The sequence below is a fragment of the Sulfitobacter sp. M39 genome (assembly GCF_021735935.1).
Classification (GTDB): Bacteria; Pseudomonadota; Alphaproteobacteria; order Rhodobacterales; family Rhodobacteraceae; genus Sulfitobacter.
This window is the reverse complement of the sequence record NZ_WMDZ01000001.1, coordinates 1,610,095-1,625,970: the sequence shown is the minus strand read 5'-3', so window position 1 is coordinate 1,625,970 and position 15,876 is coordinate 1,610,095. Positions and strand designations below refer to the sequence as shown.

General features: G+C 62.4%; 15 protein-coding genes. 5 read left to right on the top strand and 10 right to left on the bottom strand.

The window, feature by feature from the left end:
* Positions 1-26: 26 nt before the first annotated feature.
* The 5 genes from GLP43_RS07820 to GLP43_RS07800 all read right to left on the bottom strand — a co-directional run bounded on the left by GLP43_RS07820 (position 27) and on the right by GLP43_RS07800 (position 5,699).
* On the bottom strand, positions 27-608 hold the full coding sequence (locus tag GLP43_RS07820; protein ID WP_237278866.1) for a sarcosine oxidase subunit gamma: 582 nt from the start codon (positions 606-608) through the stop codon (positions 27-29).
* Complete coding sequence (locus GLP43_RS07815; RefSeq protein ID WP_237278865.1) at positions 601-3,618, bottom strand: sarcosine oxidase subunit alpha family protein; 3,018 nt, start codon at positions 3,616-3,618, stop codon at positions 601-603. Before GLP43_RS07815 ends, GLP43_RS07820 begins: the two co-directional genes overlap by 8 nt.
* A 79-nt stretch (positions 3,619-3,697) precedes the next feature.
* On the bottom strand, positions 3,698-4,027 hold the full coding sequence (locus GLP43_RS07810; protein WP_237278864.1) for a sarcosine oxidase subunit delta: 330 nt from the start codon (positions 4,025-4,027) through the stop codon (positions 3,698-3,700).
* Between the two features lie 93 nt (positions 4,028-4,120).
* A complete protein-coding gene (locus tag GLP43_RS07805; protein WP_005852605.1) occupies positions 4,121-4,357 on the bottom strand; it encodes a hypothetical protein in 237 nt (78 codons plus the stop codon).
* Positions 4,358-4,454: 97 nt separating this feature from the next.
* Positions 4,455-5,699, bottom strand: coding sequence for a sarcosine oxidase subunit beta family protein (locus GLP43_RS07800; RefSeq protein WP_237278863.1), 1,245 nt, complete (start codon positions 5,697-5,699; stop codon positions 4,455-4,457).
* Positions 5,700-5,933: 234 nt separating this feature from the next.
* Between GLP43_RS07800 and ccmI the strand changes: the two genes are divergently transcribed.
* From ccmI to GLP43_RS07785, 3 genes are read left to right on the top strand one after another with little or no spacing between them, the layout of a single operon-like run.
* Positions 5,934-7,160 (top strand): c-type cytochrome biogenesis protein CcmI, encoded by a 1,227-nt coding sequence (gene ccmI / locus GLP43_RS07795; protein ID WP_237278862.1) that lies wholly within the window; start codon positions 5,934-5,936, stop codon positions 7,158-7,160.
* A complete protein-coding gene (gene ruvX / locus GLP43_RS07790; protein WP_237278861.1) occupies positions 7,157-7,642 on the top strand; it encodes a Holliday junction resolvase RuvX in 486 nt (161 codons plus the stop codon). The genes ccmI and ruvX overlap by 4 nt, the downstream gene beginning before the upstream one ends.
* A 34-nt stretch (positions 7,643-7,676) precedes the next feature.
* Positions 7,677-7,919, top strand: a complete 243-nt coding sequence (locus GLP43_RS07785; RefSeq protein ID WP_237278860.1) for a DUF1289 domain-containing protein — start codon at positions 7,677-7,679, stop codon at positions 7,917-7,919.
* Positions 7,920-7,960: 41 nt separating this feature from the next.
* Here the strand turns inward: GLP43_RS07785 and GLP43_RS07780 are convergent, their stop codons facing one another.
* On the bottom strand, positions 7,961-8,164 hold the full coding sequence (locus GLP43_RS07780; protein ID WP_237278859.1) for a hypothetical protein: 204 nt from the start codon (positions 8,162-8,164) through the stop codon (positions 7,961-7,963).
* Positions 8,165-8,465: 301 nt separating this feature from the next.
* Here GLP43_RS07780 and dusA point away from each other — a divergent pair, with 301 nt between their 5' ends.
* Together dusA and GLP43_RS07770 are read left to right on the top strand one after the other, a co-directional pair.
* A complete protein-coding gene (gene dusA / locus GLP43_RS07775; protein WP_237278858.1) occupies positions 8,466-9,479 on the top strand; it encodes a tRNA dihydrouridine(20/20a) synthase DusA in 1,014 nt (337 codons plus the stop codon).
* 37 nt (positions 9,480-9,516) lie between these two features.
* On the top strand, positions 9,517-10,338 hold the full coding sequence (locus tag GLP43_RS07770) for a sulfite exporter TauE/SafE family protein (RefSeq protein WP_037943915.1): 822 nt from the start codon (positions 9,517-9,519) through the stop codon (positions 10,336-10,338).
* A gap of 16 nt (positions 10,339-10,354) precedes the next feature.
* Here the strand turns inward: GLP43_RS07770 and GLP43_RS07765 are convergent, their stop codons facing one another.
* From GLP43_RS07765 to GLP43_RS07750, 4 genes are all read right to left on the bottom strand, one after another.
* The gene (locus GLP43_RS07765; protein ID WP_237279940.1) at positions 10,355-11,488 is read right to left on the bottom strand and encodes an iron-containing alcohol dehydrogenase; all 1,134 of its coding nucleotides are present in this window, start codon (positions 11,486-11,488) and stop codon (positions 10,355-10,357) included.
* Positions 11,489-11,492: 4 nt separating this feature from the next.
* Positions 11,493-12,476 (bottom strand): class 1 fructose-bisphosphatase, encoded by a 984-nt coding sequence (locus GLP43_RS07760; RefSeq protein WP_009826630.1) that lies wholly within the window; start codon positions 12,474-12,476, stop codon positions 11,493-11,495.
* 10 nt (positions 12,477-12,486) lie between these two features.
* The gene (glpK, locus tag GLP43_RS07755) at positions 12,487-13,974 is read right to left on the bottom strand and encodes a glycerol kinase GlpK (protein ID WP_237278857.1); all 1,488 of its coding nucleotides are present in this window, start codon (positions 13,972-13,974) and stop codon (positions 12,487-12,489) included.
* A 153-nt stretch (positions 13,975-14,127) separates the two neighbouring features.
* A complete protein-coding gene (locus GLP43_RS07750; protein ID WP_237278856.1) occupies positions 14,128-15,849 on the bottom strand; it encodes an ABC transporter substrate-binding protein in 1,722 nt (573 codons plus the stop codon).
* Between the last annotated feature and the right edge of the window lie 27 nt (positions 15,850-15,876).

Here is a 15,876-nt window from a genome sequence, read left to right as displayed (position 1 = left end):
CTGCCGCCCTGCCCCTGACCAGCGGCTTACCGCGCGGCGCTATAATAGTCGGGGGCGGACCCGGGCTGTGCCGCGGTTTTAAGCAGATCAAACACATATTGCGCGACCGAGCGGAAGCAGACCAGACGGAAGCTGTCGCCGTCTTCGATCCAGAACGCGGCCGGCACCTGCGCCAGCCGCGTGCGGCGGATCATGCCAGGGGTGAAATTGTCTGCCGACAGGTCCACGGGAGCGAGCTTGGCCAGCACATCGCGGCTGTGCGCCCCGCTGATGCGAAACACCGCCCGCGCGTCGGATACATTGACCGCCAGCGTGTGATTGCTGCCAAAGCATTTGGTCAGCGTGTCGATGGTGTCGCTGACCTGATCATAGGGACAGAGCAAGAGCAGTTCGTCCGGTGACATCCACGCGACACCGCGATCCCCGTTGATCTGGACGCTGCGGGTGTCGGGAAGACCCAGGCCAACGGCCTTTTTCAGCGCCTTCTTCATATAGCCCGCCCCCAGATCCCCGCGGACAGAGATCATGCCAATCGGGTCCATCAGGGTCACCTCGGCAATGCCGCCGGTGAATTCTGCCGCTTTCAATGCGCTTACCGCCTCAGACATTTTGCTTGGCCCCTTCTTTGTCATAGAACACCGGATCGACGATTTTTGCCTGATAGGTCTTGCCGTCGGTCCCGGGGAAGTCGATCACCTCGCCCATGTGGTCCGGCCCGTTCAGCACCAGCCCCATCGCGATCCCCTTGCCCAAGGTCGGCGAATGATAGGTCGAGGTGACGCGCCCGATCATATTGCGCTGGCCGTTCTCGTTCTCGCCCTCGCCCACGGCATAGGCCCCGTCCGGCAGGGTGCTGCCGTCGGTTGTTTCCAGCCCCACCAGCTTCCAACGCGTCGGGTCCACCATATGGGACCGCTGCTGCGCGCGCTTGCCCAGATAGTCATCCTTCTTTTTCGAGATCGCCCAGTTCAGCCCCAGATCCTGCGGGATCACGGTGCCGTCGGTTTCGTCCCCGATCATGATAAAGCCCTTTTCGGCGCGCAGGATGTGCAGACATTCCGTACCATAGGGCATCACGCCCAGATCATTGCCCGCCACCATCAGCGCATCCCAGAAGGCCTGTCCCTGCCCTGCATCCACCGCGATCTCGTAGCTCAGCTCGCCCGAGAAAGAGATCCGGTAAACGCGGCATTTGAAGCCTCCCAGCGTGCCGTCTGCCCACTCCATAAAGGCCAGCGCGTCTTTGCTGACATCCATGCCGCCCAGCTTTTCCAGACATTTGCGTGCGTTGGGGCCGACCACGGCGATCTGCGCATATTGCTCGGTGACATTGGCAACATAGACGTTGAAATCCCACCACTCGGTTTGCAGCCATTCTTCCATATGCTGGTGGATGCTTTCCGCGCCGCCCGTCGTCGTGTGGCACAGGAAGGTTTCGTCATCGATCCGCGCAACGACACCATCGTCGATCAGGAACCCGTTTTCCGAACACATCAGGCCATAGCGGCATTTTCCCGGTTTCAGCGTGCTCATCATATTGGTGTAGAGCATATCGAGGAAGCGCCCCGCGTCCGGTCCCTTGACGATGATCTTGCCAAGGGTGGAGGCATCAAGCATCCCCAGTTTGCTGCGCGTGTTGGTGACCTCGCGCATCACCGCGTCATGGGTGGTTTCGCCATTGCGCGGATAGGCGTAGGGGCGTCGCCACTGGCCAACAGGTTCCCATTCAGCGCCGTTCGCCTCGTGCCAGTCATGCAGCGGGGTGCGGCGGATCGGTTGGAAGACATCACCACGCGCCTCGCCCGCGATCGCGCCCATCGAAATCGGGTGGTACGGCGGGCGGAAGGTGGTGGTGCCAACGGCGGGAATATCCGCGTCCATCGCGCCCGCCAGCGTTGCCAGCCCGTTGATATTGCTGAGCTTCCCCTGATCCGTCGCCATGCCAAGCGTGGTATAGCGTTTGGCGTGTTCGACGCTGACAAAGCCTTCTTGCGCGGCAAGCCGCACGTCTGACACTTTGACATCGTTCTGATAGTCGAGCCACGTCTTCTCGCGCAGCTTCATATTCGCCCCTTGCGGCATCATCCAGACGGGGGCGAGCGGCGTTTCCTCTTGCCGGTCGGCGTTCGGCGAGACGGCATCGGCGGGCAACTTGAACCCCAGCGTCGTGACCACCCCATCCGCGGCGGCATGGGCATCGTGCAAGATATCATCCAGCGCAAAGAACCCACCCGCGGCACCGGCAGCGGTGACAAAACCATGCCCGTCTGCCCCCAACGGCGGATTGTTGACATCGGGGCGGAACATGGCCCCGGCGGTATCCCAAGTCAGCTTGCCGCCGCAATGGGACCACAAATGCACCACCGGCGACCAGCCGCCCGACATGGCCACCGCGTCGCAGGGGAAGGTTTCAAGCACCGCGCCCTCGCCCGCTTGGCTGCACACCTCTACGCCTGTGACGCGTTTGCCGCCCGTGACCCGCGCCACGGCATGGCCCATCATCACGCGAATGCCCAGATCTTTTGCGCGCGTCATCAGCGCGGAATCCTGCGGCAATACGCGGGCATCCAGAATGGCGGGCACGGTTAGACCTGCCTCGGTCAAGGCGATGGCGGTGCGGTAGGCGTCGTCGTTATTGGTGACCACGACCGTGCGATCCCCGACCGACACGCCATAGTTCACCAGATAATCCCGCACAGATGCGGCCAGCATCACACCGGGGATGTCATTGCCTGCAAAGGACAAAGGCCGTTCAATCGCGCCGGTGGCGGTCACGATATGACCTGCGCGAATGCGCCAGAGCCGGTGGCGCGGCCCGGCAATCTCCGGCGCGTGGTCCGTCAGACGTTCATAGCCCAGCACATAGCCGTGGTCATAGACTCCCGCCCCCATGACACGGGTGCGCAGGGTGACGTTTTCCATCCCCGACAGCTCTGCCACCAGCGCGTCGATGAAATCGGCGACGGGTGTGCCATCGACCGTGCCACCATCCACAGGCGCGCGGCCGCCCCAATGGGCGGTCTGTTCCAGCACGATGACCTTGGCACCGGACAGGGCCGCGGTGCGCGCGGCCTCTAGCCCCGCGACACCGCCGCCGATGATCAGCACATCGCAAAAGGCGTGGAAATGTTCATAGGTATCGCCGTCGGTCTCCTTGGGCGCTTTGCCTAGACCGGCAGAGTGGCGGATGATCGGCTCGTAGACATGCTTCCAGAAGGGGCGCGGGTGGATGAACATCTTGTAGTAGAAGCCCGCGGGCAGAAAGCGGCTCAGGTGTTTGTTGATCGCGCCAACGTCGAATTCGAGGCTGGGCCAGTGGTTCTGGCTTTCCGCCTTGAGCCCGTCGAAAAGATCGGTGGTCGTGGCGCGTTGGTTGGGCTCGAACCGGTCACCCTGCCCGAGGTTCACCAGCGCGTTGGGTTCTTCCGGGCCCGCCGCCACGATGCCGCGCGGACGGTGGTATTTGAACGACCGCCCCACGAGCATCTGGTCATTCGCCAGCAAGGCCGAGGCCAGGGTATCGCCCTCGAACCCGCGCAGCTGCTTTCCGTTAAACGAAAAACTGACAGCATTTGATTTGTTCAGCAGGCGGCCGCCTGTGGCAATTCTGGTGCTCATGAAGTCAAACCTTGGTGTGGGGCGAAAGCGCGGGCGCCTCCGGCGGGAGTTTTCTTGGCAAAATGAAGAACGGCAGCGGTCATGGGGCGGCGGAAGCCTGCCAATCGGGGCGACGGTCCTGTATCTTGTCGATGATCTCTTGCGGGACCGTGCTGGTCTGGGCGGTATAGGTGCCGAAGACTTCGAGCGTCATGGTATCGCGCGCGGCGTGGAACCATTTGCCACAGCCATAGACATGCCGCCAGCGTTCAAAATGCACGCCCTTGGGGTTTTCCCGCATGAATAGGTATTTTTCGAAGTCGATGTCAGAGGACCCCGGACCAAAACGTTTCAGATGCGCCTCGCCGCCCGCGTGGAATTCGGTTTCCTCGGCGGTGATGCCGCAGTTGGGGCATGTCAGGGTCAGCATGGGGCGCTCCTTTCTAAGGTCGGTTGAAACGCAAAAAGGCCAGCCCCCGCGCGAGGGCCAGCCTTGATCATATCGGATAGAGTGGAAAGCGGCTTAGTTGCCGGTTGCTTCCTCGGCCGCGCCTTCAACGGCATCGGCAGCACCATCGGCCGCCCCTTCGACATTGACGTTGATGTCGCCAGAGTCGTCCATCGGGTTGCCACCAGCGAAGAAGTAAAAGCCGAAGCCAAGGACCAGAACGACGAGAACGCCGATGACGATCCCCGATCCGGTGCCGCTGGTTTTGTTGACGGTGGTGTGTGGCGCTTGGTTGTTGTCAGGCGTAGCCATGGGAATGGTCCTTCATAAACTTGATATGAAGTGCAAACCCCGTTCACAGGCAAAAAGTTCCACAGCCCGACCGGGCGGGCAGGTTTCCGCGCGCCGGTCAATGCGCCACCCCGGCGGCCACGGATTCGTCGATGAACCGCCCTTCCTGGAACCGGTTCAGGCCGAAGGCGTCCGTAAGCGGCGACCGTCCCTTGGCCATCAGCTCGGCCATGGCCCAGCCCGAACCGGGGATCGCCTTGAACCCACCGGTGCCCCAGCCACAGTTGACGAAAACGCCGTCGACCGGCGTTTTGGACAGGATCGGAGAGCGGTCGCCCGTCACATCCACGATGCCGCCCCATTGGCGCAACATCTTGAGACGGGACACCATCGGGAAGGTCTCTACCAAGGCGCGCACCGTTTCCTCGATATGATGGAAAGAGCCGCGTTGGGTGTAGTTGTTATAGCCATCCGTGCCGCCGCCGATCACCATCTCGCCCTTGTCGGACTGGCTCATGTAGCCATGCACCGTATTGGCCATGACCACCACATCCATGCAGGGTTTGATCGGCTCTGACACCAGCGCTTGCAGGGCGACGGATTCGATCGGGAGACGGAAACCCGCCATATCGGCCAGATGGCCAGAGTGGCCGGCGACCACCATGCCCAGCTTGTCACAGTCGATATCGCCACGGTTGGTCGACACGCCCGTGACCTTGCCGTTTTCCTGACGTATGCCGGTGACCTCGCATTTCTGGATCACGTCCATGCCCATATCGGAACAGGCCCGCGCATAGCCCCAGGCCACAGCATCATGGCGTGCCGTGCCGCCACGGCGCTGCCAAAGCCCGCCCAGAACCGGATAGCGTGGCCCGTCGATATTAATGATCGGCACCAGTTCTTTGACCTTCTCCGGCCCGATGAATTCGGTCTGCACGCCCTGCAGCGCGTTGGCGTGGGCCGTGCGCAGGTAGCCGCGCACCTCGTGCTGGGTCTGCGCCAGCATGATCACGCCGCGCGGGCTGAACATGACGTTATAGTTGAGATCCTGGCTCATCGTCTCGTAAAGCGAGCGCGCCTTTTCATAGATCGCGGCGGAGGGGTCTTGCAGGTAGTTGGACCGGATGATCGTGGTGTTGCGGCCCGTGTTGCCGCCGCCAAGCCAGCCTTTTTCCAAAATCGCGACATTGGTGATGCCGAAGTTTTTACCCAAGTAGTAGGCCGTCGCCAGACCATGCCCCCCAGCCCCGACGATGATCACGTCATAGCGTTTCTTCGGCTGCGCATCGCGCCAGGCCCGCTGCCAGCCGGTATGATGGCGCAGGGCTTCGCGGGCGACGGCAAAGGCTGAGTATTTCTTCATGAAAGCGGTCTCCGGCAAAGATTCGTACGCCGTGGCGTAGGCTTGGCTTCTTTCTGGGTCTTCGGGCGAAAAAGAGGATACCCGGCGCGGCATTCCTTAACAGTTTTACGACATCCGCCGCAATCTGGCAAAAACCAAGCCGCCGCCGCGACAAGGTGCAGCAATATGGCCTCTTTTGTCACGTCGCCGCAGCGGTTAGGTGTGCAGCAGCTATAATTACTGGACCGCATCTTTATGAGTTTCTGGATCATCGCCGCCGCCGGTGCCGCCCTTGTGACCGTGTTGCTGGCGCGTGCCCTGACCCGTGGGGCCAGCGCGCCTGCCGAGACCGGTGCCGCCCATGATGTGCAGGTCTATCGCGACCAGCTGGCCGAGGTTGAACGCGATGTCGCGCGCGGGGTGCTGCCCGAAGCCGACGCCATCCGCGTGCGCACCGAAATCTCGCGCCGCATTCTGGCCGCGGATGCTGCCGGACAAAATATTCCCGCCGCGAATGGCACGCCGTCCCCTATCGTCATCGCGGCGATCGCGCTGGTCTTGCTAGGCGGGAGCCTTGGGCTCTACTGGCAGTTGGGTGCGCCGGGGTACGGCGATCTGGCGCTGCAGGACCGTATCGCGCGGGCCGAAGACATGCGCCGGAACCGCCCCGATCAGGCCACCGCCGAAGCAGAGCTGCCCGCCGCCGATCTGCCGCCCGAGCTCAGCCCCGAATATGAAGCGCTGCTGACCCGCCTGCGCGAAACGGTTGCCGCGCGACCCGATGATGTGCAAGGCCATGTCCTGCTGGCCCAGAACGAGGCGCGCGTTGGCAACTATGCCGCCGCTGCCGCCGCGCAGGGCAAGGTTGTGCGCCTCAAGGGGGCGGAGGCCTCGATTGACGACGTGTCGGGCTATGCGGAACTGCTGGTGATGGCGGCGGGGGGCTATGTCTCGCCCGAGGCAGAAGCGGTGTTGCGTGCGGTGCTGACCCGTGATGTCGAAAACGGCACGGCGCGGTATTATTGGGGGCTCATGCTGGTTCAAACCGGGCGCCCTGATCTGGCGTTCCGCATGTGGGACGGGTTGCTGCGCCGCGGCCCCGAGGATGCCCCGTGGATCGCCCCTATCCTGGCGCAGATCACCCCTATCGCCACCATGGCCGGTGTGGACTATACCGTGCCCGAGATTGGCAGCGGCGCGCTGCGCGGCCCCTCGGCCGAGGATATCGACGCGGCGCAGGATATGACCCCTGCCGAACGGATGGAGATGATCGGCGGTATGGTCGAAAGCCTGTCGTCGCGGCTTGCCAGCCAGGGCGGGCCGGTCGAGGATTGGGCGCGGTTGATCTCTTCGCTTGGCGTGCTGGGGGAAACCGCGCGGGCACGGGCGATTTACGAGAATGCGGTAGAGGTCTTTGCCGATGACCCCGCCGCGATGGATGATATTCAACGCGCGGGCGAACGCGCCGGGGTGACCGAATGATCTATGACGACATAACAGACTTCGCCGCCGCCCTGCGACCGATGCAGGCGTTGATCGGGTTGGACCTTGGGGAAAAGACCATCGGCGTTGCGGTCAGCGACAGTTTTCTGTCGATCGCCACCCCGCTGGAAACCGTGCGCCGCAAGAAATTCGGGGTTGATGCCGCCCGCCTGTCAGAGATCATTGCCGCCCGCGGGATCGGCGGGGTGGTGCTGGGCCTGCCGCGCAATATGGACGGATCGGAAGGGGCGCGCTGTCAATCGACACGGGCCTTTGCGCGGAACTTTGACCGGTTGGGGGATATTCCCATCGGGTTCTGGGACGAACGGCTGAGCACGGTCGCCGCGGAACGTGCGCTGCTGGAGGCCGATACATCGCGTCGTCGCCGCGCCGAGGTGATCGACCACGTGGCCGCGGGCTATATTCTGCAAGGGGTGCTGGACCGTTTGCGTGTGATCAAGGCGCAGGGCGCGTCGGCCTGAAGCCAGATAAGTGCGACAGCACGAGGATAAAGCGATGAGTGACGAGATCTGGAAGCGGAACGAAGTCGAAAGCCCCTGCGTGAAGCTGTGCGTGGTGCATCCCGAGACGCGCCTGTGCACAGGGTGTTACCGATCCATTGACGAGATCGGCGCGTGGTCGCGTATGACGCCGGAAAGGCGCCGCAGCATCATGGCAGAGCTGCCATCGCGGGCGGGATCGCTGAGCAAGCGGCGTGGTGGACGCTCTGCGCGGCTCAAGCGCGACATCACCGGCTGATCTGGCGAACCGCCTGGGCCGACTGGACCGTTGATGAGGATTCAGCGGGCCACGCGGTACAAGAACTCAAGCATTTCGCTGCTGGTCTGCGCCCCTTCGTGATCTTGCGGGGCGTAATTGTCATTCGCCGCTGGCACCACGGGGGTCGCGCCAAAGTGCTGCGCCACGGTCACGCATCGCCACGTCGCCGCTGCGGGCACGAAGCGAAGGATATTGGTCTGCGGGTCTTGCGCTGTATCTGTCATGTTCATCTCTGCCATCTCTCGGGTCGTTCAATTTGTGCGCCGGTCGATTCGATTCTCGGTCGCCTGTCGGTAGTTTGGCTCCGACAGTGTGATATAAGTGTTAAGATATGGCAGTATTTGGGCAAAATCAGGGTAATAAACGTATCAAGCCCTGCACATTCCGGCCCAATGCCGCGGATTTAGGCAGACAACAGGCGCGTGATATCGCCCCCCTGCCCCTTGCCATGCCCGCCCCGCTATAGCATTGACCCTTCCGAACCCCCATATTTCCAGCTCGATAGACGATAAGGCTTAGACCATCATGGGACATAGATCCGATCTCACCCGCGCCGCCCGCCTGAGCGTGGCCCCCATGATGGATTGGACCGACCGGCATTGTCGCTACATGCATCGGCTGTTTTCCAAGCAGACGTTGCTGTATACCGAAATGGTGACCTCGCCTGCCTTGGTACGGGGCGGCGCGTTGCATTTGCTGGATCATGACACCTCTGAACACCCCGTGGCCTTGCAGCTTGGCGGGTCTGACCCGGACGAGCTGGCAGAGGCGGCGCGGATCGGGGCGCAGGCGGGGTATGACGAGATCAACCTGAACGTCGGCTGCCCGTCGGATCGCGTGCAATCGGGCTGTTTTGGCGCGGTGCTGATGGAGCAACCGGCGCTGGTGGCGAAATCCGTCGCGGCGATGCGGCGCGCGGTGGATGTGGACGTGACTGTCAAATGCCGGATCGGCGTGGATGACCAGAACCCCGCCGAGGTGCTGCCCGAGTTTCTGGCGCAGATCGTCGGCGCGGGCTGTGAGCGGGTGACAATCCACGCGCGCAAAGCTTGGCTGCAGGGGCTTAGCCCCAAGGAAAACCGCGACATTCCCCCCTTGGACTACGAACTGGTGCACCGGATGAAGGGGCTGTTCCCGAACCTGCATATCTCGGTGAACGGGGGTATCAGCTCGCTTGATCAGGCAGAGGCGTTTCTGGACGCCGGTTTGGATGGCGTGATGATCGGGCGCAGCGCCTATCACAACCCGACCGATATTCTGGCGCAGGCGGATCGCCGCATTTACGGCACCGGCGCAGACACCGCGCCCGAGGATGTCGTGGCGCAGATGCTGCCCTATATCGACGCGCATATCGACGGCGGGGGCAAGCTGAACCAGATCACCCGCCATATGATGGGGCTCTTTTCCGGTCGCACCGGCGCACGGGTCTGGCGGCGCACCCTGTCCGAGCAAGCCTCCCGCCCCGGTGCCGACCGTCAGGTCCTGCTAGAGGCGCTGGATGCGATGCAGACACTGGCCGAGGCGCAAGAAGCGGTATAGCAACGGGGGCAACCGCACGACATTCAGGATCGCCCCCATGCAAGACCCCACTCTCCTTCTGCAGATTGTCCTTATGATCATGGCCATCGGTGCCTTTGCCGGTGTGCTGGCGGGGCTGCTGGGTGTAGGGGGCGGCATCGTCTTGGTGCCTGCGTTCTTCTATGCGTTCCAAGCGCTTGGCTATGATAGCCCGCAACTTATGCAGATGTGTCTGGCGACCTCGCTGGCGACTATCATCGTGACCTCGCTGCGGTCGGTGCACAGCCACAATAAAAAGGGCGCAGTCGATTGGGCGATCCTCAAGACATGGGCACCGGGGATCGTGATCGGGGCCATCATCGGGATGCTGGTGGTGGCACAGCTGCGCACGAGCGTCTTGCAGGGCATCTTTGGAGGGCTGGCGCTGGTCGTCGGGCTTTATATGGCTTTTGGGCGGGCGCATTGGCGCTTGGGACAGGCGATGCCCCGTGGGGCCGCGCGCGCGGCGCTATCACCCTCTGTCGGGTTTCTATCGGTACTGATGGGGATCGGCGGGGGCAGCTTTGGCGTGCCACTGATGAGCCTGTTCAACGTGCCGATCCACCGTGCCGTGGCGACGGCTGCGGGGTTTGGCGTGCTGATCGCCGTGCCCTCTGTCATCGGGTTCCTGCTGGTTGATGCCGCGCCCAACAGCCCGCCGCTGACGGTGGGGGCGGTGAACCTGCCCACCTTTGCCATTGTCATCGCCATGACGCTGATCACCGCGCCGCTGGGGGTTAGACTGGCCCATGCGATGGACCCGAAACCGTTGAAACGGGTGTTCGCGGTCTTCCTGATCCTCGTGGCGCTGAACATGCTGCGCAAATCGCTGGGGCTGTAACCCGCCCCGACAGGCGTCAGGCGCGCAGGATGGCGATCAGCTCGTCCTGCGTCAGCGCAAAGGGCGTGCCCTTCATCGAGGATGCACCGGCGGACAAGCGTGCGACCTCTGCGTGATCCTCGGGGTTCAGCCCCATCTCGGTCAATGTCCGCAGCCCCATCTGACGGGACCAATCGCGCAAGGCGGTGATCCCTCCCCCATCTTCGACGTCGAAGGCGCTGTCGATCAGGCCAAGCACCCACATCAGGCGCGTGTGGACCTGCGTGCCTGCCTCTGCCTTTTCCAAATGAGACGCCAGCACCGCGGGCAAAAGCGCGCCGCAAATCTCTCCGTGGGGGGCACCGGTCTGGCCGCCGATCACACCCGCAAAACCATGCACCGCCCCCAGCCCCGCATTCGCCAAGGCCAAGCCGCCGCAGGTGCTGACCCAAGCCATATCGTCCCACGCTTCCGCTGCGTCTTGTTCAACCACGGCACGCAGCGCAGCCAGCCCTTTGGGGATCGCCGCCTGACACAGCGCATCCGTCATCGGTGTCGCCTTGACCGACAGGTAAGGTTCGATCACCTGCGTCACCGCATCCAACCCTGCCGCGAGTGTCACATGGCGCGGTGCGCCCTGCATCAGGGCCGCATCCACGATCGCGATGTTGGGGATCATCCGCGCGTCACGCAGGCTGACCTTGACCCCATGTTCCGGCACAGCGATCACAGCATTCTTGGTGACCTCAGCCCCCGTGCCCGCCGTGGTCGGCAGGGCAATCATCGGCAGAGGCGCGGTGTCGAGGGCTTTGCCGCCCCCCACCCCTTCAAGGTACTCCAAAGGTGCCCCCGCGCAGGGGATCAGCGCCGCGAGCGCCTTGGCAAAGTCGATCACCGATCCGCCGCCAAGTGCTACAACCACATCCGGCCGATCTGCGGAAACCCGGGCGAGAGCTGCTTCCAGCGCTGGCAGGCTCGGCTCGGACCCGCAGCTTTCACTGGTAACCGACAGGCCCGCCGCGCGGCAATCCTCGACCAACCAAGCGGCACGTGCAGCGTTTGACCCATGCACGATCAGCACATGCGTCCCAAAGCCAGCGGCCAGCGTGGCCGTCTGCGCGGCCTGTCCACGCCCGAAATGCAGCGCTTGCGGAGAGAAGAACGAAAACATCGGCTTAGCTGTCAGCGGCGTCTTTGTGGTAGCTGTCAAGCACGGCAACCTCGTCGCGCGAGCCAAGGATCACCGGAACGCGCTGGTGCGGTGCCGTGGGGGCGACATCCATAATCGCGCCCTGCCCTGTCGACGCAGCACCGCCTGCGGCTTCGATTACCATCGCCATCGGGTTCGCCTCGTACATCAGACGCAGCTTGCCGCCGGTCTTCTGGTTGTTGCTGTCAGCGGGGTACAGAAAGACGCCGCCACGCGTGAGGATACGGTGCACATCCGCGACCATGGACGCGGTCCAGCGCATGTTGAACGACCGGCCACGGGGGCCTTCCTTGCCCGCGACGGCCTCGTCCACATAGCGGCTGACGGGGGCATACCAATAGCGTGCGCGTGACGTGTTGATCGCATATTCCGAGGTCTCGGCGGGCACGGTCATTTTGGGGTGCGTCAGGCTGAATTCGCCGGTGTCCGGATCGCTGCTGAAGCCTGCCACCTCGTCGCCCTTGGTCACCACAAACATGGTCGAGGGGCCGTAGATCGCATAGCCTGCGCAAATCTGGTTGCGGCCGTTATGCAGCACGTTGCGGTCACCATCGGCCTGCACCTGCATGACCGAGAAGATCGACCCCACCGACAGGTTCACATCAAGGTTCGACGACCCGTCCAGCGGATCGAAATACAGCAGGTAGTCGCCCTTTTGCGGCTCTTTCAGCCAAGTGACCTCTTCCACCTCTTCCGACACAAGTGCGGCGACACGCGGGCTGTTGGCACACTCCCGCTCGAACACATCATTGGCCATGATATCCAGCGTCTTTTGCGCCTCGCCCTGCACGTTGATCTCTCCGGCGGCACCAAGGTTGCCCTCGAAGGCACCACGGCGCACGAGACCGGCGATCAGTCGCGACGCCGAGGCGATGTCTTCCAGCAGAAACACCAGATCGGGGTCAAAGCTGTTTTGGGTCAGATACCGGCGAAGCGTTGGGGCTGTCATGGGGAGTTCCTTAAAAATTCAGGGTCGCGTCAACGGCCTTTTTCCAGAGCGCATATTTCGCGTCGCGCTGGTCATCGTCCATTTTCGGCGTGAATTGGGTTTCCTGTGTCCACGATTTCGCGAACTGTTCCTGATCAGGATAAACGCCCGCGTGCATCCCCGCAAGCCACGCGACCCCAAGGGCGGTGGTTTCATGCACCGTGGGCCGGTCAACGGGGGCGGCGATGATGTCGGACAGGAATTGCATGGTCCAGTCGCTGGCAGACATGCCGCCATCGACGCGCAATGTGGGCTGCACGCCATCGGCTTTCCAGTCGGCGGACATCGCTTCAAGCAGGTCGCGTGTCTGGTAGCCGACGCTTTCCAGCGCCGCGCGGGCCATTTCGGCGGGCCCCGTGCCTCGGGTCAGCCCGAAGACCGCGCCGCGACAATCGGGGTTCCAATAGGGCGCACCCAGCCCGACAAAGGCGGGCACCAGCACCACGTTCTGATGCGGGTCCGCCTGTTCGGCTAGCCCTTGAGTCTCGGCGGAGTCTTGAATGATCTGCAAACCATCGCGCAGCCATTGCACCACGGCCCCCGCGACAAAGATCGAACCTTCCAGCGCGTACGTCGGCTTGCCATCGAATTGATAGGCGATGGTGGTGAGCAGCCGGTTTTCCGACCGCACCGGCGTGTCGCCCGTGTTCATCAGCGCGAAACAGCCCGTGCCGTAGGTGGATTTAAGCATCCCCGGCTCGAAACACGCCTGCCCCACCGTGGCCGCCTGCTGGTCGCCCGCGACCCCGTGGATCGGCACGGCAGCGCCCAGAACATCCGCATCGGTATGGCCGAAATCATCGGCGCAATTCTTGACCTCTGGCAACATCTCCATCGGGATGTCGAGCAGGTCACAGATCGACCGGCTCCACCGGCCTTTGCGGATGTCATACAGCATGGTGCGCGCGGCGTTGGTGGCGTCCGTCGCATGGGACGCCCCACCGGTGAGCTTCCAGATCAAGAAGCAATCGACAGTGCCAAACAGCAGCTCGCCCTTGGCGGCGCGGTCGCGGGCACCTTCGACGTTGTCTAATATCCAAGCCAGCTTGGTGCCCGAGAAATAGGGGTCCAGCAGCAGGCCGGTGCGGTCGGTGAACATCTCTTCGTGGCCCGCATCGCGCAGGGTGCGGCACTGGCTAGCGGTGCGGCGGTCCTGCCAGACGATGGCGTTATAAATCGGGCGGCCGGTCGCCTTGTCCCAGACCACGACGGTTTCGCGCTGGTTGGTAATACCGATTGCGGCGATATCGCCTGCCTTGATCTCTGCCTTGTCGATGGCCCCGCGGCAAGTCGCCTGCGTCGTGCGCCACAGATCGTCGGGATCATGTTCAACCCAGCCGGACTGGGGAAAATGCTGGGGGAATTCTTCCTGGGCGCTGGCAATCGACGTCATCGTGTCATCGTAAACGATGGCCCGTGTGGAGGTGGTGCCTTGGTCAATGGCAAGGATATACGTCATGCGCGTCCCTTTGGAAGTGTAGCAACCGTCAGATGGTGCCGTATCCTAGCAAGGGTCGGCAGGCCCGACCAGATGTCAGGGCAATGACGGATGTCGGCGTTGTTGGAAAATCAAAGGTTCCGGGGCCAGCGAAACGGCCCCGGAAAGAGTGGCTTACTGCCAGGATTTGATCAGCTCATCATAGGCGATGGTCTGTGGCTCTTCGTCTTCGCTTTCCAGTTTCGCTTTGGGCGAACCGGGCTGGGACAGCCAGTACTCTGCGTCACGCTCTTCGTTCATCTTGGGGCCAATGTCCCCTTGAACGCCGGCGCGCTCCAGACGGATCAGGACTTTTTCCTGATCGGCGCACAGGGCATCAAGCGCTTCCTGAGGTGTCTTCGCACCGGACATGGCGTCGCCGATGTTCTGCCACCACAGCTGCGCCAGCTTTGGATAGTCAGGCACGTTGGTACCCGTTGGCGACCACTGAACGCGCGCTGGCGAACGGTAGAATTCAACCAGACCACCCAGTTTCGGTGCACGCTCTGTAAAGCTTTCGTGCTGGATCGACGATTCACGAATGAAGGTCAGGCCAACGTGGCTTTTCTTAACGTCCACAGTCTTGGAGGTGACGAACTGCGCATAGAGCCACGCGGCCTGTGCACGGTCCACCGGTGTGGATTTCATCAGCGTCCACGACCCGGCATCCTGATACCCGATCTTGGTGCCTTCAGTCCAATATGCACCGTGGGGCGAAGGTGCCATGCGCCACTTGGGCGTGCCATCTTCATTCATCACGGGCAGGTCAGGCTCTACCGACGCGGCAGTAAAGGCCGTGTACCAGAACATCTGCTGGGCCACGTTGCCCTGCGCCGGAATTGGGCCCGCTTCAGAGAAGGTCATGCCCGCAGCCGCCGGAGGCGAATACTTCTGCAGCCATTCGATCGCTTTGGTCACAGCATAGACCGCTGCTGGCCCGTTTGTGGCACCGCCACGTGCAACGCAAGAACCCACAGGCTGCGAGTTTTCGTTGACGCGGATACCCCATTCGTCGACGGGCAGACCGTTTGGCTCGCCTACGTCACCGGCACCAGCCATCGACAGCCACGCATCGGTGTAGCGCCAGCCAAGCGACGGGTCTTTCTTGCCGTAGTCCATGTTGCCAAAGACTTCGCCTTCGACGCCAAGACGCGACAGGTCGCGACCGGTGAAGAATTCGGCGATGTCCTCATATGCGGACCAGTTGACCGGAACACCCAGATCGTAGCCATATTTCTCTTTGAAATCAGCCTTGTTCTGTTCGTCGTTGAACCAATCGTAGCGGAACCAATACAGGTTCGCGAACTGCTGGTCGGGCAGCTGGTAGATCTTGCCATCGGGGCCGGTCGTGAACGACAGGCCGATGAAGTCTTCGAGGTCGAGACCGGGGTTGGTCACGGCCTTGCCTTCGCCTTCCATCCAGTCGGACAGGTTGCGGGCTTGCTGATAGCGCCAGTGCGTCCCGATCAGGTCGGAATCGTTGATATAGGCGTCATAGATGTTCTCGCCCGACTGCATTTGCGTTTGCAGCTTTTCGACAACGTCGCCTTCGCCGATCAGGTCATGGGTGACCTTGATGCCGGTGATCGCTTCGAAAGCGGGGGCCAGAACGGTGGATTCGTATGTGTGCGTGCCGATTGTCTCGGACACGACGTTGATTGACATGCCTTCAAACGGTTTTGCAGCGTCGATAAAGAACTGCAGTTCGGCTTCCTGGTCTTCCCGCGACAGCGCGGAGAGATCGCCGATTTCCTTATCAAGGAAAGCCTTTGCGGCCTCCATGTCGGCGAACGCAGGTGCGGCAAACATGCAAGCCGCAAGCCCGATCGCAGTCGTTCCCTTTAAGCGCAAGTTCATGATGTTCCTCCCTAGAATTGAACATTT

What these genes read in the sequence shown, in the direction of transcription:
- GLP43_RS07820 (WP_237278866.1), bottom strand. Translation starts at nt 608, where the DNA reads ATGTCTGAGGCGGTAAGCGCATTGAAAGCGGCAGAATTCACCGGCGGC.
- GLP43_RS07815 (WP_237278865.1), bottom strand. Translation starts at nt 3,618, where the DNA reads ATGAGCACCAGAATTGCCACAGGCGGCCGCCTGCTGAACAAATCAAAT.
- GLP43_RS07810 (WP_237278864.1), bottom strand. Translation starts at nt 4,027, where the DNA reads ATGCTGACCCTGACATGCCCCAACTGCGGCATCACCGCCGAGGAAACC.
- GLP43_RS07805 (WP_005852605.1), bottom strand. Translation starts at nt 4,357, where the DNA reads ATGGCTACGCCTGACAACAACCAAGCGCCACACACCACCGTCAACAAA.
- GLP43_RS07800 (WP_237278863.1), bottom strand. Translation starts at nt 5,699, where the DNA reads ATGAAGAAATACTCAGCCTTTGCCGTCGCCCGCGAAGCCCTGCGCCAT.
- ccmI (WP_237278862.1), top strand. Translation starts at nt 5,934, where the DNA reads ATGAGTTTCTGGATCATCGCCGCCGCCGGTGCCGCCCTTGTGACCGTG.
- ruvX (WP_237278861.1), top strand. Translation starts at nt 7,157, where the DNA reads ATGATCTATGACGACATAACAGACTTCGCCGCCGCCCTGCGACCGATG.
- GLP43_RS07785 (WP_237278860.1), top strand. Translation starts at nt 7,677, where the DNA reads ATGAGTGACGAGATCTGGAAGCGGAACGAAGTCGAAAGCCCCTGCGTG.
- GLP43_RS07780 (WP_237278859.1), bottom strand. Translation starts at nt 8,164, where the DNA reads ATGACAGATACAGCGCAAGACCCGCAGACCAATATCCTTCGCTTCGTG.
- dusA (WP_237278858.1), top strand. Translation starts at nt 8,466, where the DNA reads ATGGGACATAGATCCGATCTCACCCGCGCCGCCCGCCTGAGCGTGGCC.
- GLP43_RS07770 (WP_037943915.1), top strand. Translation starts at nt 9,517, where the DNA reads ATGCAAGACCCCACTCTCCTTCTGCAGATTGTCCTTATGATCATGGCC.
- GLP43_RS07765 (WP_237279940.1), bottom strand. Translation starts at nt 11,488, where the DNA reads ATGTTTTCGTTCTTCTCTCCGCAAGCGCTGCATTTCGGGCGTGGACAG.
- GLP43_RS07760 (WP_009826630.1), bottom strand. Translation starts at nt 12,476, where the DNA reads ATGACAGCCCCAACGCTTCGCCGGTATCTGACCCAAAACAGCTTTGAC.
- glpK (WP_237278857.1), bottom strand. Translation starts at nt 13,974, where the DNA reads ATGACGTATATCCTTGCCATTGACCAAGGCACCACCTCCACACGGGCC.
- GLP43_RS07750 (WP_237278856.1), bottom strand. Translation starts at nt 15,849, where the DNA reads ATGAACTTGCGCTTAAAGGGAACGACTGCGATCGGGCTTGCGGCTTGC.